The sequence below is a fragment of the Streptomyces sp. NPDC047917 genome, assembly GCF_043204345.1.
In the GTDB taxonomy this organism is placed as follows: Bacteria; Actinomycetota; Actinomycetes; order Streptomycetales; family Streptomycetaceae; genus Streptomyces; species Streptomyces sanglieri.
This window is the reverse complement of sequence record NZ_JBIDCA010000001.1, coordinates 825,577-848,334: the sequence shown is the minus strand read 5'-3', so window position 1 is coordinate 848,334 and position 22,758 is coordinate 825,577. Positions and strand designations below refer to the sequence as shown.

The following is a 22,758-nucleotide window of genomic DNA, read 5'->3' as shown; positions in this document are numbered from 1 at the left end:
TTTCCCTTTCCGGCGAGTCCGACTCTATCAGATCCTTTCGGGCCTGATTCCCAGTCAGCGGGGTTTGTCTTCCCGGCCGTTGGGCCGTTCCGACGAGTGAGACTTTAGCGGAATCCTCGGCCCCGACGCTAATCGGGGTCGCGTTCCTTCGAACGCGGATTCCTCATTCCGCAAATGCGCACAGAAAGTCCGGCGACAGATGTCGCTGGTCAGATGTGGTTACTGCGGATTGGCTGTCCGGGGACCGACCGGAGTCGGCGCTCACGTCGGACAACTCGGAGCACACTACGGATGCGGGGCGGGTGTGTCAACCCCGGTCGGGGCCCGGATGCCGGTGGAAGGCCAGGCGGTAGTCACGGGGACTGGTGGACAGGTGGGTGGCGAAGTGCTGGCGCATGGTGATCTCGCTGCCGAAGCCGGTGCGGCGGGCTACCTCGGGGAGGGGGAGGTCGGTGCGTTCGAGGAGCTTCTGAGCTGCGGCGATGCGTTGGATGATCAGCCAGCGGAGCGGGGTCGTGCCGGTGGTGGCTTGGAAGTGGCGGGCGAAGGAGCGGGGGGACATTCCGGCGCGGGCGGCGAGCGCGGCAACCGTGTGCGGTTCGGCCAGATGGGCCAGGACGAAGGCGCGTACGGCGGCGAGGGCGTCGGCGTCGCGGTCGGCTCGGGGGGTGGGGTGCTCGATGAACTGGGCCTGGGTACCGGTGCGGAACGGGGCCGTGACCATCGAACGGGCGATCGTGGCCGCGGTCTCGGCGCCGTGCATCGTGCGTACGAGGTGGAGACAGAGGTCGATGCCGGCGGCGGTGCCGGCCGACGTCCAGATGTTGTCGTCGTGCAGGAAGAGGGCGTCCTGGGTCACCTTCGCCTCGGGGTGGCCGGCGCGGAGGTCGTCGGTGAGGCGCCAGTGGGTGACTGCTCGGCGGCCGTCCAGAAGTCCGGCCCGGGCGAGTGTGAAGGCGCCTCCGCACAGGGAGGCGACCGGGGTGCCTCGGGTGTGGGCGCGGCGCAGGGCCGCGAGGACCGGGGCGGGGGCCGGGGCCAGGTGGTCGTCGAGGCCGGGGACGACGATGAGGTCGGCGTGGGCGAGCCAGGCGAGGGTGCGGTCCGGGGTGAGGGAGAGGCCGCCGCGCAGCGCGATGGGGGCCGCTTCCGCGGCGGTGCGGCGCAGCTCGAAGGGCGGGACGCCGCGGTCGGTGCGGTCGACTCCCCAGACCTCCGTGATGACCGAGACGTCGAAGGCACGTACGCCAGGAAAGGCGACGAGCGCGATGCGGGTGGGGTCGGGGGTGGTCGCCATCGTGGCAGTAAAGCATCGGTCGATGGCTTTGTGACCTCTGGGGCGTGGGCGTGTCGGGCGGCAGGATCGTTCGTATGGAGATCGCAGAGAACGCGGCGCTGATCGTGGTGGACGTGCAGGAAGGCTTCGAGGAGGAGGCGTACTGGGGGCCTCGGAACAACCCGGAGGCGGATCGGAACATCGCGGGGCTGATCGATGCCTGGCAGTCGGGCGGGCGGCCGGTGGTGTTCGTACGGCACGACTCGTCCGAGCCGGATTCGCCGTTGCGGGCGGGGCAGCCGGGGAACGGCTTCAAGGGGTACGTGGAGGAGCGGCGCGGGAAGGGCGACGGACCCGGGCTGCTGCTGACGAAGAGCGTGAACTCCGCGTTCTACGGGACGCCCGACCTCAAGGAGTGGCTGGACCGGAGCGGGATCCGGCAGCTCGTGGTCGTCGGGATCCAGACCAATATGTGCGTCGAGACGACGGCGCGGATGGGCGGGAACCTCGGGTACGAGGTGTTCGTCCCGCTGGACGCGACGCACACCTTCGACCTGACCGGGCCGTGGGGGTGGACGCAGAGCGCGGACGAGCTGGCGCGGGCCACCGCCGTGTCGTTGCACGGCGGTGGGTTCGCGAAGGTGGTGCGCAGCGCGGAGCTGATCGCCGCCGCGGGGTAGTTCGGCCGTGCGTCGGTACGGGTCAGCCGTTGCCGTTACGGGTCAGCCGTTGCCGGAGGCGAGCTCGCGGCTGCGGTCGCGGGCGGCTTCCAGGGCGGCGATGAGGGCGGCCCGTACGCCGTGGTTCTCCAGCTCGCGGATGGCGCTGATGGTGGTGCCGGCCGGGCTGGTGACGGCTTCGCGCAGCTTGACGGGGTGTTCGCCGCTGTCGCGGAGCATCACCGCGGCGCCGATGGCGGCCTGGACGATCAGGTCGTGGGCCTGGGCGCGGGGCAGGCCGAGCAGGATGCCGGCGTCGGTCATGGCCTCGACGAGGAAGTAGAAGTACGCGGGGCCCGATCCGGACAGGGCGGTCGCCGCGTCCTGCTGGGACTCGGGGACGCGGAGGGTCTTGCCGACACCCTTGAAGATCGCCTCGGCGGCGGCGAGGTGGTCGGTGGTGGCGTGGCTGCCGGCCGAGATGACGGACATGCCCTCGTCGACGAGGACGGGGGTGTTCGGCATGACGCGTACGACCGGGGTGTTCGCGGCGAGGCGGTCCTCGATGAAGGCGGTCGTGATACCCGCGGCCGCGCTGATGACCAGGCTGTCGGGGGTGATGTGCCCGGCTAGCTCGTCCAGGAGCCGGCCCATGTCCTGGGGCTTGACCGCGAGGATGAGGATGTCGGCGCGGCCGGCGGCCTCGGCGTTGCTGACGGAGTCGACGCCGTAGCGGTTGTGGAGTTCCTCGGCGCGCTCGGAGCGGCGGGTGGTGACCAGCAGGTTCGCCGGGCGCCAGCCTGCCCGGATCATGCCGCTGAGCAGTGCCTCGCCGATCTTGCCGGTGCCGAGGACTGCGACTGTCTGGGTCATGTGGTTCACCCTCCGGGCTGTACTGACGGTTCTCGGTGCTCGGTGCTCGTGTCCGCCATCCTCGCACCGGCCCGGTCAGGCGCTGCGGCGGCGGAGGGTGGCGGCCCCGAGGGCGAGTACGAGAACGGCGCAGCCCGCCACGATCAGTACGTCGCGGACGAAGTCGCCGGTGATGTCGGGGTGGCCGAGTACCTCGTTCATGCCGTCGACCGCGTACGACATGGGCAGCACGTTCGAGATCGCTTCGAGGGCGGGGGCCATGCGGTCGCGGGCGATGAACAGTCCGCAGAGCAGGAGCTGCGGGAAGATCACCGCGGGCATGAACTGGACGGCCTGGAACTCGGACGCGGCGAAGGCGGAGACGAACAGGCCCAGCGCCGTGCCGAGCAGCGCGTCGAGCAGGGCGACCAGGAGCAGCAGCCACGGGGAGCCGATGACGTCCAGGCCCAGTGCCCAGACCGAGACCGCGGTGGCCAGGAGGGACTGGACGATCGCCACGGCGCCGAACGCGAGGGCGTAGCCGGCGATCAGGTCGCCCTTGCCGAGCGGCATCGCGAGGAGGCGTTCGAGGGTGCCGGAGGTCCGTTCGCGCAGGGTGGCGATCGAGGTCACCAGGAACATCGTGATCAGCGGGAAGATGCCGAGCAGCGAGGCGCCGATGGCGTCGAAGGTGCGGGGAGTGCCGTCGAACACGTACCGGAGCAGGGTGATCAGCACGACCGGGACCAGGAGCAGCAGGGCGACGGTGCGGGGGTCGTGGCCGAGCTGGCGCAGGACCCGGGCGGCGGTGGCGAGGGTGCGGGCCGGGCTCAGGAGCGGGGTGGCGGTCGCCGGGGGCGGTGTCGGGGGCGGGGTGGGGGTCGGGTTCGGGACCGGGGCCGGGGTGGGGGTCGTGCTCATCGGGTGGGCTCCTGACGGGTGGCGGCCTGGTCGACCAGGTGGAGGAACGCCTCTTCGACGGTGGCCGCGCGGGCGGCGGTACGCAGGGCGTCGGGGGTGCCGTCGGCGAGGATCTCGCCCTTGCGCATGAGGAGCAGACGGTGGCAGCGCTCGGCCTCGTCCATGACGTGGGAGGAGACGAGGAGCGTGGTGCCGTGCTCGTCGGCGAGGCGGTGGAAGAGGTTCCACAGGTCGCGCCGGAGCACGGGGTCCAGGCCCACGGTGGGTTCGTCGAGGACCAGGAGTTCCGGGGTGCCGAGCAGGGCCACGGCCAGGGAGGTGCGGGCGAGCTGGCCGCCGGAGAGGGTGCCGGCGAGGGCGTCGGCGTGGCCGGTCAGGTCGACCTCGGCGATGACGCGGGTGACGGCGGCGCGGCGGGCGTCGCGCTGTCGGCGGCCGGGCCGGAGGACTGCCGCGAAGTAGTCGAGGTTCTGCCGGACCGTCAGGTCGCTGTAGACGGAAGGGTCCTGGGTGACGTACCCGATGCGCGGACGGAGCGCGGGGTGGCCCGCGGGGCTGCCGAGCACGTCGAGAGCGCCGGTGACCTTGGCCTGGGTGCCCACGACGGCTCGCATCAGGGTCGATTTCCCGCAACCGGAGGGGCCCAGGAGGCCGGTGATCCTGCCGGGTTCGACGGTGAAGTCGATGGCACGCAGGACGGTGCGATCGCCTCGTACGACCGTGAGGCCGCGGGCCTCGATGGCAGCACCGGGATAATTCATCATGTGATGAATATTCATCCCGGGGTGTCGGTCCGTCAAGGGGTGGGCGGTGGCGCGCCGGGGCTCACGGCCACGCTCAGCTCGACCGCGTAGCTCTCCTCGACCATGCCGTCCGGGAAGAGTTCCGCGAGCCGGGCGTGCTCCTCGGCGAGGAAGCGTTGCGCGGGTTCCGCACCGAGGACGAGGAAGGCGGAGTGGCTGCCCAGGTTGGCGAGGTGGGTGTCGAGGGACACCCGCCGGGTCCAGGGCAGCCGGCGGTGCGTGAATTCGAGCCCGGACGGGAGGTCGCGGGAGCGGACGGGCGAGCCGTGGGCGGAGTCACCGGCGCCGAGGAAACGGCGGAGGCGGGCGTCCTGCTCGTCGATCCAGGGGACGGAGTGGTCGGAGACGTTCCACCAGAGGGCGAGGGCGCCACCGGGGCGGAGGACGCGCAGTGCCTCGGCGGTGGCGAGTGTCCGGTCCGTCCAGTGCCAGGACTGGGCGTACGTGATCAGGTCGGCGGATCCGGAGGCGAGCGGGAGGCGGTTGCCGTCGCCGCGTACGACGGGCAGTGCGGGGTGTGAGCGGTGGAGCTCCTCCGCCATGCCGGCGCCCGGTTCCACGGCGGTGACCAGGGCGCCCCGCTCGTGGAGGAGCCGGGTGGAGATGCCCGTGCCGGCGCCCACGTCGACGGTGCGGGCGCCGCGCAGGGGGCGGTGGGCCAGTTCCTCGACCGCGTCGAAGAGCGCGGGCGGGTAGCCGGGGCGGGCTGCGGCGTACTGGGCTGCCGCGCGGTCGAAGGAGAGCGCGCGGGGCGGGGCCGGGTCGGGCCTGAGCGGGGAGGCCGGGGCGGCGGGGGTGGGAGTGGAGGCGGAGGTGGAGGCGGAGGCGGGAGTGGAGGCGGAGGCGGAGGCGGGAGTGGAGGCGGAGGCGGGGGGCAGGTGGGCGTCAGCGGGAACCATGGGTTCATCGTGACTCGCGCCAAGGGTGTGCGCCGGTGCTTTCGTCGGGGGCGTACGCCGGTGCTTTCGCCGGGCGGGTGAGCGGGCGCGCGGGCGGGCGTGAGTGCAGGCGGGCGCGGGAGGGCGCAGGCGCAGGAGGAGGCAGGTGCGCGGGACGGACGCAGGCGCAGGAGGAGGCAGGTGCGCGGGACGGACGCAGGCGCAGGAGAGGGCAGGTGCGCGGGACGGGGCGAAATGAGGTGGAGCGGGCGCGGGGCCGGCGTGGGATCACACGAGGGCGGCGCGGGATCACACGGGGGCGGAAACGGGCGCGGGGGCGGACGGGGTGGCTCGTCCCTGGGGGCCTACTTGCGCTTGGGGCGCTTGCCCTTGGCCGTCTTCCGGGCTGCCGGGTTTCCGGTGCGGGACGAGCGGCGCTTCTCGTAGCGGGCCAGGGCCGTCTCGTACTCCGAGCGGTGCAGCTGCTCGCCCGGTGCCTCCCGGAACGTACGGAGGAAGTACGCGATCAGCGAGCCGACGAAGCCGATCGTCTTGAGGCCGCGCAGATTGGCCTCGCGCGCCGGGTCGGCGGGGCGGCGGCTGAACCCCTCCCAGGTCTTGCGGAAGGCGATGGCGCTGCAGATGGCGAACATCAGCACCACCAGGACGCCGACGAAACTGCCGACATCGGCGATCTGGAGCCCCTGGTAGGCGAACCGGAGCACGAAGCAGGCGACGACCGCGGCGGCCAGCGAGCCGACCGCCGCCCCGGCGCGTCGCAGCCCGTAGCCCCCGCTGTGGTCGACCCAGGTCGTACCGAAGAAGCGCAGGGGCTCGGGCTGCGGGCCGGGCGTGCCGGAACCGGGGGCTTCGCTGTTCTCGCTCACGAAGTCGATTATCCCCGGGCGGTCGCGGGCCTGGACGCGCCGGTCACCGTTCCGGCCGCGACCCCGTCGCCGTATCGGCCCCGTCGCGGCCGCGACCCCGTCGCCGTATCGGCCCTGTCGCGGTCGCGGCCCCGTCGCCGTACTGGTCAGTCGCAGCGCGGCGCGGTCAGTCGCAGCGCGGCGCGATGTAGCCGTCGCTGCCCGTGTGGACGTAGGCGTCCGCCACGAACTGGCCGTTGGCGATGTTGTCCCAGATGTTCGAGGTGCCGTACGGGCCGGTGACCCGCTCCCCCGGCTTCTGGCAGTAGACCGGAATCCTCATTCCGTACGGGAGGGTCCTGACGATCCCGTACTTGGTGCCCGGTCCGGTGCGGACGTTGACGCGGTAGCCGGGCGCGATCGGGTACCGGGTGACGTCGTCGGAACCGGCCGCCACCACGTCCTCGGAGACGTCGGTCGCGGTGTCGCTCGCGGTGTCTGTGTGCTCGTCCATGGCCATGAGGCCCTCCCCCGTTGAGAGTTCGGTGTGTACGACGCGCAGGCTACAAGCCCCATCCGGATCGCACGCACCATCGACTAGGCTCCGTGCGTCGCGCTTGCGGACGAACACACGGGGGTGGGCGATGCCGCCGCTGCGAGGTACCGGAGCCAATCCGGAAGCGGAGCATCCGGAGTACGCCGGGCAGTACCGTCTTGAGGCACGTCTCGGCGCGGGCGGCATGGGAGTCGTGCACCTGGCGCGCTCCGCCTCCGGGCTGCAACTCGCCGTCAAGGTGGTGCACCGGCAGTACGCGGCGAACCCGGAGTTCAGGGCACGTTTCCGGCAGGAGGTCGGGGCGGCCCGGCGGGTGAGCGGCGCCTTCACGGCGTCGGTCGTCGACGCCGACCCGGATGCCGCACGGCCGTGGATGGCCACCCTGTACGTACCCGGCCCCACCCTCGCCGACCAGGTGAAGCGGAACGGGCCGATGGCGCCGGCCGAACTGCGCAGGCTGACGGCGGGGCTCGCCGAGGCGCTGCGGGACATCCACCGGGCCGGTGTCATCCACCGCGACCTCAAGCCGAGCAACGTGCTGCTCTCCGACTCCGGGCCCAAGGTCATCGACTTCGGGATCTCCCGGCCGTACGACAGCGATCTGCGCACCGAGACCGGCAAGCTGATCGGCTCGCCGCCGTACATGGCGCCCGAGCAGTTCCAGCGGCCGCGCGAGGTCGGGCCCGCCGCCGATGTGTTCGCCCTGGGGGCGGTGCTCGTCCACGCGGCGACCGGCCGGGGGCCCTTCGACTCGGACAGCCCGTACATCGTGGCCTACCAGGTGGTGCACGACGAGGCAGATCTGGCGGGGGTGCCGGCGGACCTGGCACCACTGATCGGGCAGTGTCTGACGAAGGACCCCGCCGGGCGGCCCACCCCGGACGAGATCATGACGACACTGCGGCCGCCCTCGTACGAGGCCGCCGCGTTCATACCGTCGCAGCGGCGGCCGGCTCCCGCCGGGGCGGGAACCGATGCCGGGGTCGCGGTGGCCCTCGTCCCGGAGGCCGGGGCACGCGCCGGCGCGGAAGCCGATACCCATGTGGGCGGGGCGGCGGGGCGGGACGGGAAGACGTCCGCGTTCGGCGGCGGCAACAAGCGGCGGTGGCTGGCGGCCACCGCGGCGCTGCTGGTCATGGGGGCCGGCGGGGTGTGGGCCGTCGGTGCCGGGGGCGGCTCCGGCGGATCGGGCGGCTCCGGCGGCCAGGGCGGGTCGAAGGACTCGGCGGAGGAGTTCGCGCCGTGGCGGACCGCGCTGCGGACCACCGGCAGATCGACGCCGGTCTGTTCCCCCGCGGGCGGCTCCGGGACGGATACGGGCGGCTCCGCGACGGAGGCGTCCGGCCCGCCCGCGGCGCTGTACTGCGCGACCGGCGGCATCGGTGTCTCCCGGCTGGATCCGGCGGACGGCCGGGTGCTGTGGTCCCGTCGCGCCGAGGCGGACGCCCCGGCGGCAGGCGTGGTGTCGGTCTCCGGCGGTCTGGTGCATACGGCGGTGCCGGGCGGGAAGCTCCGGGCGTACGACCCCGCCAAGGGCGAGCAGGTCTGGGACGCGGATCTCTCCCCGTATCTGGGCACCCCCTTCGGCGCGGGTGACACGCTGCTGCTGGTGGCCGGGGACGGCGCGACCGAGGCGCTGGACTCCGCGACCGGGGTGTCCCTCTGGCGCCACGCGCTCGCCGGGCACCAGCGCCCGGACTACGCGCTGTACGACGCGGGCACCGGGCTGGCCTACGCCTTCGAGCACTCGGCGTACGGATCCTCCACGCTGGTCACCGCCGTCGACGTCACGACGGGGCACACCGCCTGGCAGCGACGGCTGGACGGGATGCTGACCCCGGTGGGGACCTCGGACGGCGCGCTCGTCCTGACATCCATGAACGGGGACGCCCAGACCGTCGGGCTGGTCCGCTACGACCCGGCGCGGGGACGTGCCGTACGGACGGCGCTGCCGTTCCGGATGAACGAACCGGAGGTCGTGATGGGCGGGGACACCGCCTATCTGCTGGCGCACGGCGGGACGCTGGTCGCCGTGGACACCCGCCCGGCCGGCGGCGAGGCGGTCCGCTGGCAGCTGGAGACCGCCGCCGGGCGGACGTCCGCGCCCGTACTCGCCGCCGGGAGCCGGCTGTACTTCTCGGCGGCGGACGGGCGGCTGCTTGCCGTGGACACCGAGCACGGAAAGCTGCTGGGCCAGACGGCGCCCCGGCTGCGCAACGGGAGGCTCACGTACTCCTCGGCGCTGCCCGCCCCGGTCGCCGCCGGGCGGACCGTCTTCGGGACCGCGCCCGACGGGTCCGTGTTCGCCGTGGACGGGCAGGACCCCGCCCGCTGGTGAGAGCGGGCGGGGTCCGGTGGCCTGTCGGGCTGTCGGGCTGCCCGCCTGTCCGTCTGTACGTCAGCCGGGCAGGGACACGTCCTGCCGGCGGGCCGGTCAGCCGAGCCTGGACACGTCGCGCACCGCGCCCCGGTCCGCGCTCGTCGCCATCGCCGCGTAGGCGCGCAGCGCGGCCGAGACCTTGCGCTCGCGGTTCTTCGGCGCATACGCGCCGTTCAGCGCCTCGCGGCGGGTGGCCAGCTCGGCCTCGGGGACGAGGAGCTCGATCGAGCGGTTCGGGATGTCGATCCTGATCCGGTCGCCGTCCTCGACCAGCGCGATGGTGCCGCCCGACGCGGCCTCCGGCGAGGCGTGGCCGATGGACAGGCCCGACGTACCGCCGGAGAAGCGGCCGTCGGTCACCAGGGCGCAGCTCTTGCCGAGGCCGCGGCCCTTGAGGAAGGAGGTCGGGTAGAGCATCTCCTGCATGCCGGGGCCGCCGCGCGGACCCTCGTAGCGGATGACGACGACGTCGCCCTCCTTGATCTCCTTGCGGAGGATCTTGTCGACGGCCTCGTCCTGCGACTCGCAGACGACCGCCGGGCCCTCGAAGGTCCAGATCGACTCGTCGACACCCGCCGTCTTCACGACACAGCCGTCCTCGGCGAGGTTCCCCTTGAGGACCGCGAGGCCGCCGTCCTTGGAGTAGGCGTGCGCCAGGTCGCGGATGCAGCCGCCGGCCGCGTCCAGGTCGAGGGTCTCCCAGCGCTCCGACTGCGAGAAAGCGGTCGCGGAACGGACGCATCCGGGGGCCGCGTGCCACAGCTCGACGGCCTCCGGGGAGGGGGAGCCGCCGCGGATGTCCCAGTCCTTCAGCCATTGGGCGAGGGAGTCGGAGTGGACCGAGTGCACGTCCTCGTTGAGCAGGCCGCCGCGGTGCAGCTCACCGAGGAGGGCGGGGATGCCGCCGGCCCGGTGGACGTCCTCCATGTAGTACGTGCCGCCGGGGGCCACGTTGGGGGCGACCTTCGACAGGCAGGGGACGCGGCGCGAGACCGCGTCGATGTCGGCGAGGTCGTAGGGCAGCTCGGCCTCCTGCGCCGCGGCGAGCAGGTGCAGGATCGTGTTGGTGGAGCCGCCCATCGCGATGTCCAGCGCCATCGCGTTGTCGAACGCGGCACGGGTGCCGATGGAGCGGGGCAGGACCGTCTCGTCGTCCTGCTCGTAATAGCGCCGGGTGATGTCGACGACCGTGCGGCCGGCGTCCTCGTACAGCGCCCTGCGGGCGGTGTGCGTGGCGAGGACGGAGCCGTTGCCGGGGAGGGAGAGGCCGAGGACCTCGGTCAGGCAGTTCATCGAGTTGGCGGTGAACATGCCGGAACAGCTGCCGCAGGTGGGACAGGCGTTCTCCTCGATACGGAGGATGTCCTCGTCCGAGATGCTCTCGTCGACGGCGTCGCTGATCGCGTTGACCAGGTCGAGCTTGCGGACCGTGCCGTCGACCAGGGTGGCCTTGCCGGCCTCCATCGGGCCGCCGGAGACGAAGACCGTCGGGATGTTGAGGCGCATCGCCGCCATCAGCATGCCGGGGGTGATCTTGTCGCAGTTGGAGATGCAGATCAGCGCGTCCGCGCAGTGCGCCTCGACCATGTACTCGACGGAGTCGGCGATCAGGTCGCGGGAGGGGAGGCTGTAGAGCATCCCGCCGTGGCCCATCGCGATGCCGTCGTCGACGGCGATGGTGTTGAACTCACGCGGCACGGCGCCCGCGGCCTTGATGGCGTCGGAGACGATCCGGCCGACCGGGGCCAGGTGGGTGTGGCCGGGGACGAACTCGGTGAAGGAGTTGGCGACCGCGATGATCGGCTTGCCGATGTCCTCGCCGGCTACGCCCGAGGCCCGCATAAGGGCGCGGGCGCCCGCCATGTTGCGGCCGTGGGTGACAGTGCGGGACCTCAGCTGGGGCATCGTCTCTCGCTCCTTCGACGTTTAAGACTGCCTCCGAGCGTACGCCTCCGGCTCCAAGATCTGGACACAGTGTCCGAAATGCGGGATGAAATGCTCGGTGCGTGGTCGGTGGACGCCCGGGCGGACGGGCGGTGCGCGGAGAGGCGGCGGGAGCCCGTACCCGCGAAGCTCAGGACTCCGTCAGATAGCGCTGGAGCGTCGGCGCGACCATCTCGACGATCTTCTCCGGGTCCGCCGAGGCGAGCGGTTCCGCCCGGATCACGTAGCGGAGCATCGCGATCCCGATCAGGTGCGAAGCCGCCAGCTCCGCGCGGAAGGTGGCGTCCGGTACGTCCAGCGCCTCCGCGACGCGCTCCAGGAGCCGGCGCAGCACGAAGCCCCTCAGGACCTTCGCCGCCGCCTCGTGCGTCAGCGCGGATCGCATGATCGCGAGCAGCGGGGCCCTGGACGCCGGGTTCTCCCATACGGCGATGAAGTAGCGGGCCAGCCGCTCCCCCAGGCCGTCCGTGCCGTTGCCGAGGACGTCCGGGATCACCAGGGCCGGCTCGAAGGACAGCTCGATGGCTGCCGCGAAGACCTCGTCCTTCGTACCGAAGTAGTGGTGGACGAGTGCGGAGTCGACACCCGCCGCCTTGGCGATGCCCCGGACCGATGTCTTGTCGTACCCGCGCTCCGCGAATTCGGTGCGGGCCGCCTCCAGGATGCGGGTGCGCGCGTCGGGTCCGGTGGTGTCGGCGGTACGGGAGGGGCGGCCGCGGCGCTTGGGGCTGGAGGGGCCGGAGCCTTCCGTGGAACCGGGACCGTCCGTGGAACCGGGACCGTCCGCGGAACCGGGACCGTCCGGGGAGCCGCCTGTCATGGCCGCGGCGCTCGGGTCGGGGACGACGCCAGGTGGAGCCGGGTGAAGGCCAGCGCCTCCGCCAGATCGGCCTCGCGTTCGGCGGTGGACATGGCGCGGCGGGTGTTGACCTCGATGACGACATGGCCGTCGAAGCCGGTGCGGGCCAGGTGCTCCAGAAGTTCGGCACAGGGCTGGTCACCCCGGCCGGGCACCAGGTGCTCGTCCTTGTTGGAGCCCTTGCCGTCGGCGAGGTGGATGTGGGCGAGCCGGTCACCCATCCGCTCGACCATCGCCATGCCGTCCGTGCGGGCCGTCGCGGTGTGCGAGAGGTCCACGGTGAAGTGGCGGTAGTCGTCGTTGGTGACGTCCCAGTCGGGGGCGTACGCCAGCATCTCGCGGTCCCGGTAGCGCCAGGGGTACATGTTCTCCACGGCGAACCGCACATCGGTCTCGTCCGCCATCCGCCAGATGCCGGTGACGAAGTCGCGCGCGTAATTGCGCTGCCAACGGAACGGCGGGTGGACGACCACGGTCGTCGCCCCGAGCTTCTCCGCCGCGGCACGGGCCCGCTGGAGCTTCACCCACGGATCGGTGGACCAGACGCGCTGGGTGATCAGCAGACAGGGCGCGTGGACGGCGAGAATCGGCACCTGGTGGTAGTCGGAGAGCCGCCGCAGTGCCTCTGTGTCCTGGCTGACGGGGTCGGTCCACACCATGACCTCGACACCGTCGTAACCGAGGCGCGCGGCGATCTCGAAGGCCGTCGCCGTCGACTCCGGGTAGACGGAAGCCGTCGACAGGGCGACCTTCGCATCCGGGATGCGCACCACTGGTTCTGCCACTGGGACAGCGTACGGGCAGTGGTACGCCCCGCCGAGGGGGTCCGGTCGGAAAGTGAGATGCCCCATGACAGCGCACAGCCGGATGCCCCATATCGGCGCACAGCGGGATACCGCATGACGGCGCACAGCGGGATGCCGCATGACGGCGCACGTGGTGGTGCACGCCGGGGCAGTGCGCCGCAGGCCCCCGAGCCCGCCCCGCCCCCGCCCCGCCCCGCGCCCGCTCCGGCGCGTTCAGCCGCCGAGCGCGGCCGGCTCCTGCGTCGGCAGATGGTCCAGGCGGCGCAGGATGACGCCCTCGCGCAGCGCCCAGGGGCAGATCTCCAGCTCCTCGACCCCGAACAGATCCATGGCCCCCTCCGCGACCAGCGCCCCGGCGAGCAGCTGCGCGGCCCGGCCCTCGGAGACGCCGGGCAGACCGCCGCGCTGCTCGGTGGTCATCGCCGCCAGCTTCGGCACCCACTCCTCCAGCGACTTGCGGGTGAGGGCGCGCTGGACGTACAGACCCTCGGTGGAACGTGCGGCGCCCGCGATCCTGGCGAGCTGCTTGAAGGTCTTGGACGTGGCCACGACATGGTCCGGGCGCCCGAGCCGGGTGAACTCCCCGACGCTGCGGGCGATCCTGGCCCGGACATGGCGGCGCAGCGCCTTCACCTCGGCCGGGTCCGGCGGATCGCCCGGCAGCCATCCGGCGGTGAGCCGGCCGGCCCCGAGCGGCAGCGAGACCGCGGCGTCCGGTTCCTCGTCCACGCCGTACGCGATCTCCAGCGAACCGCCCCCGATGTCCAGGACCAGCAGCCGGCCCGACGACCAGCCGAACCAGCGGCGCGCGGCGAGGAAGGTGAGCCGGGCCTCCTCCGCGCCGCTCAGGACGGCGAGGTCGACCCCGGTCTCCTCCCGCACCCGGGTCAGCACCTGATCGGCGTTGCTCGCCTCCCGCACCGCCGACGTGGCGAACGGCAGGACGTCCTCGCACCCCTTGTCCTCCGCGGCCTGGAGCGCGTCGGCCACCGTGGCCACCAGCCGGTCCACACCCTCGGGACCGATCGCCCCGTCCTCGTCGAGCAGTTCGGCCAGGCGCAGCTCCGCCTTGTGCGAGTGCGCGGGCAGCGGGCGTGCGCCGGGGTGCGCGTCCACCACCAGCAGATGCACCGTGTTCGAACCCACGTCGAGGACTCCGAGTCTCATACAGCGAACGCTACCGGGACCTCGGACTTACCCTTGGCGCGTGCCAAAGACGAAAAAGGCGAAGCCGGGCAAAAACACGAAGAAGCAGAGAACGAAGCAGGAGATGCGGCAACAGGAAGCACCGGAAGCGAACGGACCGAACCGGTCCGACGACGAGACGGGGATCGATTTCGCACGCGCCTGGGTCGAGTTCCCGGACCCGGGGGACGACGAACAGATCTTCCGCTGCGACCTGACCTGGCTGACCTCCAGGTGGACCTGCATCTTCGGCAGCGGCTGCCAGGGCATCCAGGCGGGCCGCGCGGACGACGGCTGCTGCACGCTGGGCGCGCACTTCTCGGACGAGGACGACGAGAAGCGGGTGGCGGGCCACGTCGAACGGCTGACCCCCGACCTGTGGCAGTTCCACGACGTCGGTACGGAGACGGGCTGGGTCCAGGTCGACGACGACGGGGAACGCCAGACCCGGCGCTGGAAGGGCTCGTGCATCTTCCAGAACCGGCCCGGATTCGCCGGAGGCGCGGGCTGCTCCCTGCACATCCTGGCGCTGCGGGAGGGCAAGGAGCCCCTGGAGACCAAGCCGGACGTCTGCTGGCAGCTGCCGGTCCGGCGCACGTACGACTGGATCGACCGGCCCGACGACACCCGGATCCTCCAGGTGTCGATCGGTGAGTACGACCGCCGGGGCTGGGGCCCGGGCGGCCACGATCTGCACTGGTGGTGCACCTCGGCGACCTCGGCGCACGGGGCCGGGGAGCCGGTGTACGTCTCGTACCGGCCCGAGCTCGTCGAGATGATGGGCAAGGAGGCGTACGACCGCCTCGTCGAGCTGTGCGAGGAGCGGCTCGCCACGCTGTTGCCGATGGCACCGCACCCCGCGGACCCGGCCCCTCCGGCCGGCCCGGCGTGAGGGCGCGGGGACGTACGTGAGGACGCGGGGACGTACGTGAGGGAGCCGCGGCGTACGCGGGGCTCAGCCGGCCGGGGGCGGCGTACCCGGTCCCGGGTCGGTGGTGGGCGTGGGTCCGGTCGGGTCCGGGGACGGTGACGGATCGGTCGGGCCCGGGTCCGACGGGGTCGGCGTGGGGTCGCCCGGGCCGGTCGGCGGACCGGCCGACGACGAGGGGTCCGGGGAGGACGCGGGCGGCCGCGAAGGCCCGGGGGTGGCGGTCGGGTGCCCCGGACCGCCGGGCGAGGGCCACGTCGCGCCGTGCCCCCGGATCACCACCGCCGAACCCGACGGGGCGAGGGCGATGCGCGCGCTCCACGGGCCTGCCGGTTCACGCCGGTGGTCCACGAGGACGTGGAGCGTGACGCTCTCGCCCGCGGCGAGGGTGCCCGAGTAACTGCTCAGCCGCACCCAGGACACGTCGGCGCGGGCCGACCAGGCGACCGGCGCGCCGCCCGACGCGGTCAGCCGGATCAGGGTCCGGCCGCCGGACGAGCGGGCCTCGACGGTGAGCCCGCCGACGCCGTCCCCGCCCGGACCCGAGCCGATCACCTCCGCAGAGACGTCCGGAGCGCGGCCGTCGTCGAAGCGGGCACCGGGCTGGGGCCGGGCGTTGCCCGCGTTCTCGTAGTGGCCTTCCGCTCCGTCGTCGAGCTCGTGCCGGGCGTCGCTCTCGGTGGCGGTGACCGACGAGCCCTCATGGCCCTCGCCGGTCAGCGGCGCGCCCCGGTACGCGGTCCACAGCGCGATCACCGGGGCGGCCACGACCGTCGCCACCACCGTCGTCGTCACGACCCTGGCCCTCAGCCGGTCCCGGCGCGCGGCGTGGTCCTTCGGGTCCATGGGGAAGCCCGCCCGGTCGAAGCGCGGGCCACCGGAGCGGTTCCGGCGGGCGTGGACCATCGCGACGTACGCCGACGGCCGGGGCGCCTCGACGACCGGCAGCGCGGCGGCCGCGGTGACCGCGGCGCCGGGCCAGGGGCCCTCCGCACCGGCCCGTTCGGCGGCCCTGCGGCAGCGGGGGCAGTCGTCGACGTGGCGGACGAGCTCGCGGCGCAGGGCGGCGGAGAGCAGGGCGCGTCCGCCGGTGAGCCGGGCGACGGTGGGGCAGTTGCCGGTCTCCACGACGGCGAGGGCGGCGCGGGTGCGCTCCACCTCGCAGGCGGCGGCGGCCAGCAGCTCACGGGCGGTCGCCGGTTCGAGGCCCAGGACGGAGGCGACGGCGCGCGGGGCGAGGCGGTGGCGTACGGCGAGTTCGAGCGCCTCGCGCTGCTCGGGGGTGGTGCCCGCGGCCTCGGGCCAGGCCAGCTGGGCCAGTTCGCGGCGGTGCGCCTCGGCGGCGGCCTCGGTCACGGGGGCGCGGGCGGGGCCGGTGGGGGCGCCGCCCGGTACGACCGCGGCGGGGGCGGGGGTCTGCGCGGCGACGGCCGGAGGCGTACGGCGTACGGCGCGCGCCCCCTGGACGACCGCGCCGCCCGAGGGCTGTTTGCCCGGAGGCCCGCCCGCCCGCTTCGTGTCCTGCTTGGACGGCTTGGACGGCTTGGACGGCTTGGACGTCGACACCGGCTTGGAGTGCGATGCCGGCGTGGACTGCGACACCGGCTTGGAGTGCGACATCGGCTTCGTCTGTTTCGCCTGTTTCACGGAGAGCCTGCCCGGCTGCTTCCCGGCCTTGTGCCGGTGCGCCTGGCGGCCCTTGCCCTGCCCGGCCTTCTGCTCGGCGAGCCTGCGCAGACACATCCATCTGGCCAGCGCGTACAGCCAGGATTTACGTTCCTCCTCACCTGCCGGGCACCGGCCGTCCTGCCGTTCCGCGATCGCGAGCACACCGCCGAGCGCCTCGGTGGCCGCGTCGTGGTCGCAGAGCACGGAGAGGCAGTAGGTGAACAGGCCGTCGAGATGCGGCTCGTACCGGGCGGGCGGGCGACGCGGAGATGAGTGCGCCGAGAGACGGGGCGCATCGTGCCGCGCCCGGTGTGCGCCGGTGGCTTGCGTGGGTGGCTCCAGACCGCTGCTCGTCACCTTGCGACCGTAGGCAGCGGAGGGCACACCTTTCGCTCCCCTTGAGCACTTTTAATCCTTACGGGTGAACGTATCCCTCAAAAGGGGACAGGAATTACCTATTCCGCCGGAAGTGCCACGCCTCTGGCGCGGGCGCACGCCCGCCTTCCGGCCGGGCCCGGCGGCGTTGTCGTACCTCACCTATACGGTTGCGCCATGGCTGCCCGTACGAAATCCGCGAAGGACCGGCCGTCCTACCGCTGCACCGAATGCGGCTGGACGACCGCCAAGTGGCTCGGCCGCTGCCCCGAATGCCAGGCGTGGGGGACGGTCGAGGAGTTCGGCGGCGCCCCCGCCGTGCGGACCACCGCGGCCGGCCGGGTCAGCACCGCCGCGCTCCCCATCGGCCAGGTCGACAGCCGGCAGGCCACCGCCCGGTCCACCGGCGTCGGCGAACTGGACCGGGTGCTCGGCGGCGGCCTCGTGCCGGGTGCCGTGGTGCTCGTCGCGGGCGAGCCCGGCGTCGGCAAGTCGACCCTGCTGCTGGACGTTGCCGCCAAGGCCGCGAGCGACGAGCACCGCACGCTCTACGTCACCGCCGAGGAGTCCGCGAGCCAGGTGCGGCTGCGCGCCGACCGGATCCGGGCGATCAACGACCATCTGTACCTGGCCGCCGAGACCGACCTGTCCGCGGTCCTCGGCCATCTCGACGCCGTCAAGCCCTCGCTGCTCATCCTCGACTCCGTGCAGACCGTCGCCTCGCCCGAGATCGACGGGGCGCCGGGCGGCATGGCGCAGGTCCGGGAGGTCGCCGGCGCGCTCATCCGGGCCTCCAAGGAGCGCGGCATGTCGACGCTCCTGGTCGGCCATGTCACCAAGGAGGGGGCGATCGCGGGTCCCCGGCTGCTGGAGCACCTCGTCGACGTGGTGCTCTCCTTCGAGGGCGACCGCCACGCCCGCCTGCGGCTCGTACGGGGCGTCAAGAACAGGTACGGCGCGACCGACGAGGTGGGCTGCTTCGAGCTGCACGACGAGGGCATCACCGGCCTCGCCGACCCCTCCGGGCTCTTCCTCACCCGGCGCGACGAGCCCGTGCCCGGCACCTGCCTGACCGTCACCCTGGAGGGCAAGCGGCCGCTCGTCGCCGAGGTGCAGGCGCTGACGGTCGATTCCCAGATCCCTTCGCCCCGGCGCACCACCTCCGGTCTGGAGACGTCCCGGGTCTCGATGATGCTCGCGGTCCTGGAGCAGCGCGGCCGGATCAGCTCGCTGGGCAAGCGGGACATCTACAGCGCGACGGTCGGCGGTGTGAAGCTCTCCGAGCCCGCCGCGGACCTCGCGGTGGCACTGGCGCTGGCCAGTGCCGCGAGCGACACCCCCCTGCCGAAGAACCTGGTGGCGATCGGCGAGGTGGGCCTCGCGGGCGAGGTCAGAAGGGTCACGGGGGTCCAGCGCAGGCTGGCCGAGGCGCACCGCCTGGGCTTCACGCACGCCCTGGTTCCGAGCGATCCGGGCAAGGTCCCGGCCGGTATGAAGGTCACAGAAGTCGCCAACATGGGCGACGCCCTGAGAGTCCTCCCGCGCCGGTCTCGGGCACAGGCCCCCCAGGAGGAGGGCGCACGCCGGTAGACTTTGCCCTGGTCTCGCCCGTCCGTACGAACGGTACGAGGGACGTAAGGGCACCGCAAACCTGTGACCGGAGGAGTGCAGTGGCAGCCAACGACCGGGCAGCATCGCCCGGAAAGTCCGGCCAAGGCACCGGTAATGAGGCGCTCATGCGCGCCTCGCTGAGCGCCGTGGCGCCCGGAATGGCGCTGCGGGACGGCCTGGAGCGCATCCTCCGCGGCAACACCGGCGGGCTGATCGTGCTCGGCATGGACAAGACCGTCGAGTCGATGTGCACCGGCGGATTCGTGCTGGACGTGGAGTTCACCGCGACCCGCCTGCGCGAGCTGGCCAAGCTCGACGGCGCGCTGATCCTCGACAAGGACATGACCAAGATTCTGCGCGCCGGCGTGCAGCTGGTGCCGGACGCCTCCATCCCCACCGAGGAGACCGGCACCCGGCACCGCACCGCGGACCGGGTCTCCAAGCAGTGCAATTTCCCGGTCGTCTCGGTCTCCCAGTCGATGCGTCTGATCGCGCTGTACGTGGACGGGGAGCGCCGGGTCCTGGAGGAGTCCGCCGCGATCCTCTCCCGCGCCAACCAGGCCCTCGCCACCCTGGAGCGCTACAAGCTCCGGCTCGACGAGGTCGCGGGCACGCTCTCCGCGCTGGAGATCGAGGACCTGGTGACGGTCCGGGACGTGACGGCCGTCGCGCAGCGGCTGGAGATGGTCCGCCGGATCGCGACCGAGATCGCGGAGTATGTGGTCGAGCTGGGCACCGACGGCCGGCTTCTCTCGCTCCAGCTGGACGAGTTGATCGCGGGTGTCGAGCCGGAGCGCGAGCTGGTGGTGCGCGACTACGTGCCGGAGCCGACCGCCAAGCGGTCCCGCACGGTCGCCGAGGCGCTGACCGAGCTGGACGCGCTCTCCCACACCGAGCTGCTCGAACTCGCGGTCGTGGCACGGGCCCTGGGCTACAGCGGCTCGCCCGAGACGCTGGATTCGGCGGTCTCGCCGCGCGGCTTCCGGCTGCTGGCCAAGGTGCCGCGGCTGCCCGGGGCGATCATCGACCGGCTGGTGGAGCACTTCGGCGGTCTGCAGAAGCTGCTCGCCGCCAGCGTGGACGACCTCCAGACGGTGGACGGCGTCGGCGAGGCGCGGGCGCGCAGCGTGCGCGAGGGGCTGTCCCGGCTGGCCGAGTCGTCGATCCTCGAACGCTACGTGTAGCAGTCGTCCGGCAGTCGTCCAGCAGTCGGCGCGGACAGAACGACCGGGGCCCGGGAGACCGGGCCCTACCGCGTTTGCCGGGTCCCGCACCGTCTGCCGGGCCCCACCGCGTCTGCTCGGCCGGCCCCGGCGGCGGGGCCGTGTGCGACGCCGTCGTCCTCGCGCCGCTCAGTCCTTCGCGAGGACGAACGAGGCGCGCTGCACCGGCTCGCCCGGAGCCTTCGCCTCGACCAGATACGTGCCGGGCGCCGCCGTTCCCGCGGGCGGCGTCGCGCACTGCGGGGAGCTCTTCCTGCGGTCCCACTCCACGGTGTGGACGACGGTCGCGCCCGCCGGGACCTTCAGCAGCAGCCCGGCCGCGTTGCGCGGGCAGTCCTTGGAGGACCACACCTGGTCGTCGTCGCCGCCGGCCTCGGTGATGGTGAGCACCGCGCTCTTGGGCCCGAGGTCGGCCTTGCAGGTGGTGGCCGAGGTGTTCTTGACGACCAGTTCGAACTTCGGCTTCTCGCCGGGGGCGTATTCGAGTTCGGTGCTCAGGCTCAACCGGATTGCCGTGGGGGTGCAGTCCGGGAGCGAGGAGGAGGCCGGGACCTGCTGGCCTGCCGTACCGCCGCCGCTCGCACCGCCGGACCCGGCGTCCGAGCCGCCGCCCGCGCCCGTACCGCCGCCGCCGGGACCGCCGCCGGAACCCGCGTCCGTACCGCCGTCGCCCGAGCCGCCGCCCGAGTCGTCCGACTCGTCGCGCCCGCCGGGCTGTTGGCTGATGGCCGGGCCCGATCCGTCGGGGCCCGGCGTGATCTCCTGCACGGGGCCCGAACCGGCGGGGCGGGAGTCGTCCTTGCTCTTCTTGTCCCCGCCCGAGGTGACGACCCACACGATCAGCAGCGCGAGCAGCGCAACGAGCGTCGCCGCTACGGCCCTCCGTCGCCAGTAGATGGTGGAGGGAAGCGGACCGATCGGATTACGCAAAGATCCCACGGCTCAAACTGTACGAGAGATCGGCGCCAACTCCCGCCCCACCCGCCGCCCGGAGCCGCAAGTTTTACGGATCATCATCACGGACAGCCCGTTTCGGCCCCGTACAGGCGCCCAGTTGACCGTCCGAACGGCTTCCTCACCGCCCGCCGGGTTGACCGCCGGACGACGCCCGGATGAACACCAGGTTTCATTGACTACCCTCTGTCACATGGATAGTTCAGTCACCGCGCCCCTCTACCGGGACATCACCGACTTCGCACATGACATGCCGTCATGGGTGCAGCATCTGGCCGAGATATGGACGGAGCTCGGACTCCTCCTCTTCGGTGTCCTGTTCATCACCGGGTGGTGGCGTGCCCGGCGCCTGGGCGACGGCGCCCTGGCACTGGCGGTGCTCGCGCCCGTCGCGACGGCCTTCGGCTATGTGGTCAGCGAGGTGCTCAAGTCGGTGGTGGACGAGGAGCGCCCGTGCCGGTCGGTCGCCGGGGCGGCGGCCTCGCTGGTGACCTGCCCGCCGACGGGCGACTGGTCCTTCCCCAGCAACCACTCCGCGATCGCCGGCGCGGCGGCGGTCGCCCTCGCGATCGCCCGCCCCCGGCTGGCCTGGCTCACCGTGCCGATGGCCCTGCTGATGGCCTTCTCCCGGGTCTTCGTCGGTGTGCACTATCCGCACGACGTGGCGGTCGGGCTGCTGCTGGGGGCCACCGTCTCGGCCCTGGCGGTCGCCGTACTGCGCCGCCCGGCGGAGTCGCTCGCCCGGACGGTACGGAGCAGCGGGGCGCCGCTGGCGGCCTGGGCCTCGGGGCCGGGCGCGGCGCCGGCCCGCCGCTCCCGGCGACGGGGGAAGCGGCACTGACGGCCCGGGGGCGCCCGCTTGGGCCGGTTGCCGGACGACCGGGGCGCGGACGGGTGGCATTATCACCCCAAGGGCCCTCACAAGGCGCGACACCACCGTGCGCTCATCCGTCGTCCGCGCTTCCGTGCCAGGATCGGCGGTGCGATGACTGCCATGACTGCGACACAGACGCCCCCCGCCTCCCTCCACTCTCCCGTCATCGGGTGGTTCGACCAGCACGCCCGCGATCTGCCCTGGCGCCGCCCCGAAGCGGGCGCCTGGGGTGTGATGGTGAGCGAGTTCATGCTGCAGCAGACCCCCGTGAACCGGGTCCTCCCGGTGTACGAACAGTGGCTGGCCCGCTGGCCCCGCCCCGCCGACCTGGCCGCCGAGCCGCCCGGCGAGGCGGTCCGTGCCTGGGGCCGGCTCGGCTACCCCCGCCGGGCGCTCCGCCTGCACGGGGCCGCGCAGGCCATAACGGAGCGGCACGGCGGCGACGTACCGAGCGAGCACGGTCAGCTGCTCGCACTGCCCGGGATCGGTGAGTACACCGCGGCGGCCGTGGCCTCGTTCGCGTACGGACAGCGGCACGCCGTGCTCGACACCAACGTCCGCCGGGTGTTCGCCCGGGCCGCGTCCGGGATCCAGTACCCGCCGAACGCGACCACCGCCGCCGAGCGCAAGCTCGCCCGCGCGCTCCTGCCCGAGGAGGACGAACGGGCGGCCCGCTGGGCCGCCGCGACGATGGAGCTCGGCGCCCTCGTCTGCACCGCGAAGAACGAGGACTGCAACCGGTGCCCGATCTCCGGGCAGTGCGCCTGGCGGCTGGCCGGGAAGCCCGCCCACCAGGGGCCCCCGCGGCGCGGCCAGACCTACGCCGGCACCGACCGGCAGGTGCGCGGGCGGCTGCTCGCCGTGTTGCGGGACGCCATGACACCGGTGCCGCAGTCGGCGCTCGACGCGGTGTGGGACGAGCCGGTGCAACGCGCCCGCGCACTGGACGGCCTGGTCGCCGACGGCCTGGTCGAACCGCTGGCCGGCGGGCAGTACCGGCTGCCGCTGAGCTGAGCTCCGTACCCGCCCCATACCCGCTCCGCTCCCCTCCGCTGTTACACAACCGATGGACAGCCGTGCGTCGGCGTATGGCTGCTCCGCACAGCCCCGTGACAACAGCTCCGTAGCGTCTTCTCCGTC

At 72.9% G+C, this 22,758-nt stretch carries 20 protein-coding genes; 7 read left to right on the top strand and 13 right to left on the bottom strand.

What is annotated here, in order from left to right; genetic code table 11:
- Nucleotides 1–307: 307 nt before the first annotated feature.
- Nucleotides 308–1,297, bottom strand: coding sequence for a GlxA family transcriptional regulator (locus ACGF8B_RS03765; protein WP_392734402.1), 990 nt, complete (start codon nt 1,295–1,297; stop codon nt 308–310).
- A gap of 74 nt (nt 1,298–1,371) precedes the next feature.
- Here ACGF8B_RS03765 and ACGF8B_RS03760 point away from each other — a divergent pair, with 74 nt between their 5' ends.
- A complete protein-coding gene (locus ACGF8B_RS03760) occupies nt 1,372–1,956 on the top strand; it encodes a cysteine hydrolase family protein (RefSeq protein WP_392734400.1) in 585 nt (194 codons plus the stop codon).
- 42 nt (nt 1,957–1,998) lie between these two features.
- On the opposite strand, the gene proC is transcribed toward ACGF8B_RS03760, so the two are convergent.
- From proC to ACGF8B_RS03730, 6 genes are all read right to left on the bottom strand, one after another.
- Complete coding sequence (gene proC, locus ACGF8B_RS03755; RefSeq protein WP_392734399.1) at nt 1,999–2,808, bottom strand: pyrroline-5-carboxylate reductase; 810 nt, start codon at nt 2,806–2,808, stop codon at nt 1,999–2,001.
- Nucleotides 2,809–2,883: 75 nt separating this feature from the next.
- Nucleotides 2,884–3,708, bottom strand: coding sequence for an ABC transporter permease (locus ACGF8B_RS03750; protein ID WP_392734397.1), 825 nt, complete (start codon nt 3,706–3,708; stop codon nt 2,884–2,886).
- Entirely contained in the window at nt 3,705–4,472 is a 768-nt protein-coding gene (locus ACGF8B_RS03745) for an ABC transporter ATP-binding protein (protein ID WP_392734394.1), read from the bottom strand. The genes ACGF8B_RS03750 and ACGF8B_RS03745 overlap by 4 nt, the downstream gene beginning before the upstream one ends.
- A gap of 32 nt (nt 4,473–4,504) precedes the next feature.
- Nucleotides 4,505–5,410: a class I SAM-dependent methyltransferase gene (locus tag ACGF8B_RS03740; RefSeq protein WP_392734393.1), complete on the bottom strand. Its 906-nt coding sequence runs from the start codon at nt 5,408–5,410 to the stop codon at nt 4,505–4,507.
- Nucleotides 5,411–5,754: 344 nt separating this feature from the next.
- Nucleotides 5,755–6,276, bottom strand: coding sequence for a hypothetical protein (locus tag ACGF8B_RS03735; RefSeq protein ID WP_392734390.1), 522 nt, complete (start codon nt 6,274–6,276; stop codon nt 5,755–5,757).
- A 166-nt stretch (nt 6,277–6,442) separates the two neighbouring features.
- Nucleotides 6,443–6,775: an SH3 domain-containing protein gene (locus ACGF8B_RS03730; protein ID WP_392734388.1), complete on the bottom strand. Its 333-nt coding sequence runs from the start codon at nt 6,773–6,775 to the stop codon at nt 6,443–6,445.
- A 124-nt stretch (nt 6,776–6,899) separates the two neighbouring features.
- Between ACGF8B_RS03730 and ACGF8B_RS03725 the strand changes: the two genes are divergently transcribed.
- Nucleotides 6,900–9,149: a serine/threonine-protein kinase gene (locus ACGF8B_RS03725; RefSeq protein WP_392734482.1), complete on the top strand. Its 2,250-nt coding sequence runs from the start codon at nt 6,900–6,902 to the stop codon at nt 9,147–9,149.
- A gap of 96 nt (nt 9,150–9,245) precedes the next feature.
- Here the strand turns inward: ACGF8B_RS03725 and ilvD are convergent, their stop codons facing one another.
- From ilvD to ACGF8B_RS03705, 4 genes are all read right to left on the bottom strand, one after another.
- Nucleotides 9,246–11,096, bottom strand: a complete 1,851-nt coding sequence (gene ilvD, locus ACGF8B_RS03720; RefSeq protein ID WP_392734385.1) for a dihydroxy-acid dehydratase — start codon at nt 11,094–11,096, stop codon at nt 9,246–9,248.
- A 169-nt stretch (nt 11,097–11,265) separates the two neighbouring features.
- Nucleotides 11,266–11,955, bottom strand: coding sequence for a TetR family transcriptional regulator (locus tag ACGF8B_RS03715; RefSeq protein ID WP_392734383.1), 690 nt, complete (start codon nt 11,953–11,955; stop codon nt 11,266–11,268).
- A complete protein-coding gene (locus ACGF8B_RS03710; protein ID WP_124719457.1) occupies nt 11,952–12,779 on the bottom strand; it encodes a sugar phosphate isomerase/epimerase in 828 nt (275 codons plus the stop codon). The genes ACGF8B_RS03715 and ACGF8B_RS03710 overlap by 4 nt, the downstream gene beginning before the upstream one ends.
- A 234-nt stretch (nt 12,780–13,013) precedes the next feature.
- Nucleotides 13,014–13,967 (bottom strand): Ppx/GppA family phosphatase, encoded by a 954-nt coding sequence (locus ACGF8B_RS03705; protein ID WP_392734381.1) that lies wholly within the window; start codon nt 13,965–13,967, stop codon nt 13,014–13,016.
- Between the two features lie 40 nt (nt 13,968–14,007).
- Here ACGF8B_RS03705 and ACGF8B_RS03700 point away from each other — a divergent pair, with 40 nt between their 5' ends.
- The gene (locus tag ACGF8B_RS03700; protein WP_392734379.1) at nt 14,008–14,877 is read left to right on the top strand and encodes a hypothetical protein; all 870 of its coding nucleotides are present in this window, start codon (nt 14,008–14,010) and stop codon (nt 14,875–14,877) included.
- A gap of 63 nt (nt 14,878–14,940) precedes the next feature.
- On the opposite strand, the gene ACGF8B_RS03695 is transcribed toward ACGF8B_RS03700, so the two are convergent.
- Nucleotides 14,941–16,938, bottom strand: coding sequence for a hypothetical protein (locus tag ACGF8B_RS03695; RefSeq protein WP_392734376.1), 1,998 nt, complete (start codon nt 16,936–16,938; stop codon nt 14,941–14,943).
- 195 nt (nt 16,939–17,133) lie between these two features.
- Between ACGF8B_RS03695 and radA the strand changes: the two genes are divergently transcribed.
- Nucleotides 17,134–18,546, top strand: coding sequence for a DNA repair protein RadA (gene radA, locus ACGF8B_RS03690; protein WP_342284716.1), 1,413 nt, complete (start codon nt 17,134–17,136; stop codon nt 18,544–18,546).
- An 80-nt stretch (nt 18,547–18,626) separates the two neighbouring features.
- The gene (disA, locus tag ACGF8B_RS03685) at nt 18,627–19,751 is read left to right on the top strand and encodes a DNA integrity scanning diadenylate cyclase DisA (protein WP_266731937.1); all 1,125 of its coding nucleotides are present in this window, start codon (nt 18,627–18,629) and stop codon (nt 19,749–19,751) included.
- A 168-nt stretch (nt 19,752–19,919) separates the two neighbouring features.
- Here disA and ACGF8B_RS03680 read toward each other — a convergent pair whose 3' ends face one another.
- On the bottom strand, nt 19,920–20,729 hold the full coding sequence (locus ACGF8B_RS03680; RefSeq protein ID WP_392734373.1) for a hypothetical protein: 810 nt from the start codon (nt 20,727–20,729) through the stop codon (nt 19,920–19,922).
- 208 nt (nt 20,730–20,937) lie between these two features.
- Here ACGF8B_RS03680 and ACGF8B_RS03675 point away from each other — a divergent pair, with 208 nt between their 5' ends.
- Nucleotides 20,938–21,585, top strand: a complete 648-nt coding sequence (locus ACGF8B_RS03675; protein ID WP_392734371.1) for a phosphatase PAP2 family protein — start codon at nt 20,938–20,940, stop codon at nt 21,583–21,585.
- 144 nt (nt 21,586–21,729) lie between these two features.
- The gene (locus ACGF8B_RS03670) at nt 21,730–22,632 is read left to right on the top strand and encodes an A/G-specific adenine glycosylase (RefSeq protein ID WP_124719462.1); all 903 of its coding nucleotides are present in this window, start codon (nt 21,730–21,732) and stop codon (nt 22,630–22,632) included.
- Nucleotides 22,633–22,758: the final 126 nt, after the last annotated feature.